This window comes from Vagococcus sp. WN80Y (genome assembly GCF_059621045.1).
Genome location: NZ_JCAQHY010000050.1, coordinates 1 through 1,425 on the forward strand (window position 1 = coordinate 1; position 1,425 = coordinate 1,425).

Genomic DNA, 1,425 nt, shown 5'->3' on the forward strand with positions numbered 1-1,425 from the left:
TTCTCTTGTTGAGCCAATTGACTGAGACATGCGAGGTAAGCGGTATCTGAGTCGCCATTCTTTTCAATAAAACGGATCGTACAGGGGTGGGTTTCCAAGGTCTTAACGACTGCCTCATATTGACTCACCTGTAACCCTAAGTGGGTGACATCTAACACGACGACCTCTGCCTCACCAACCTCTGTCAAAAAAGACAACAAGCATTGAAGTGGCTCTCTTACCACCGATAAAGCCACGATTTTCTCACACTGTCCGCGTTCTTTTAATTGCCTAACAGCCAATGGCTGATCCCCTAAAATGGTGTATCCAATTCGCATCGTCTTCCCTCCCTTCGTTTTTACTTGTTAATTAAGTCCCGGGTCGCTTGAATCAACCTGATGGGTTTACTTAAGCTCGCTGGTAATTGGCTGCCATAAGGGGGATGATCAAGAATATCCTGCAACTCTTGGCTAATTCTGGCCCATTCTTTTAACGACTCATATTGCGACTTCGGCAGTTTTAACTCGTGCTTCGACCAGGTTGGTTTCACTTGAAGGAGCCTATCTGCTTCGCCACTTGCTAGAAATGTCTGTAATGATCGTTTATATTTAAACTGATACCAATCATTGGGGCATTCCGCTTCATACCGATGCCAGATCCACGGCAAAGCGTCTAGCGCTTTTTTTAACTGATGATACTCGCGATCACTTAATTTAATGGTTGTCATTTTCCTGGTCGCCCTTTCTCTATTAAGGTTTGTCGGTTCTTGTTAGTGGCGCGTCGGTTCCCATTTTCCAATTCCTCTAGTCTCTCTTCTAATTCGTTTTGAGTCACACTCACCTCAGACATCCGTTGGAACAGCTCATTTTGGCCCAACTCGACTTTGATTAACCCGTAAACGACTACCAGCATGCTTGTTAATAGAACCAGAATGAGAAAACAGCTACTGATAACGAGTCGTTTATGCCTCTTTTCTCGTTCTCTCTTTCGTTTCTTTTTAGAACGCGAAGAAGGTCGCGTCTTCGTTAGCCACACTCGGCTTTGCGTTACACACACCCAAAAACTAAGGAAGAGGACCACCAGCACCCCTGCTTTAACTAACACCATCTGACCTCCTCCTTTCTATACACGTATCATTCCTAAAAAAATCACTGGTAGCACTAACAATAAAAAAAGGGGCACGATGGTCTGAACAGGATCAGAGAGAATCGTTCCGGCTAAATTCATACTGAACTGCTGGGGGTATGATAGGGGATTTTCCTTTAACAACGTTCCGTCCTTAGCCACTTTTTTTTCAGTTAAGGACAAGGCCTCTAAGTCCGACGGACTTGCCTGATTAAGTGGCAACTGGTCGGTCAACTTCCCTTGAACAAGCCGTCGGTAAACCGTCCCAATGTCCCCTTCACATCGTAATAAAGTGAGAAGGGACTCCGTCGTTGGCGCAAT

3 protein-coding genes and 1 pseudogene are annotated in these 1,425 nt (G+C 45.2%); all 4 read right to left on the minus strand.

From position 1 onward, the window contains the following. Positions 1-317, minus strand: a 317-nt coding sequence (locus AC5KOD_RS02600; RefSeq protein ID WP_496912983.1) for a recombinase family protein, incomplete at its 3' end; no start/stop codon positions are given. 20 nt (positions 318-337) lie between these two features. Then, positions 338-706: a hypothetical protein gene (locus AC5KOD_RS02605; protein WP_496912984.1), complete on the minus strand. Its 369-nt coding sequence runs from the start codon at positions 704-706 to the stop codon at positions 338-340. After that, positions 703-1,086: a hypothetical protein gene (locus AC5KOD_RS02610; RefSeq protein ID WP_496912985.1), complete on the minus strand. Its 384-nt coding sequence runs from the start codon at positions 1,084-1,086 to the stop codon at positions 703-705. The genes AC5KOD_RS02605 and AC5KOD_RS02610 overlap by 4 nt, the downstream gene beginning before the upstream one ends. A gap of 15 nt (positions 1,087-1,101) precedes the next feature. After that, positions 1,102-1,425: pseudogene (locus AC5KOD_RS02615) on the minus strand (sortase family protein); the annotation flags it as partial.

Excerpts from the sequence above, each read along its gene's own strand:
- AC5KOD_RS02605 (WP_496912984.1), bottom strand. The coding sequence starts at position 706 with ATGACAACCATTAAATTAAGTGATCGCGAGTATCATCAGTTAAAAAAA.
- AC5KOD_RS02610 (WP_496912985.1), bottom strand. The coding sequence starts at position 1,086 with ATGGTGTTAGTTAAAGCAGGGGTGCTGGTGGTCCTCTTCCTTAGTTTT.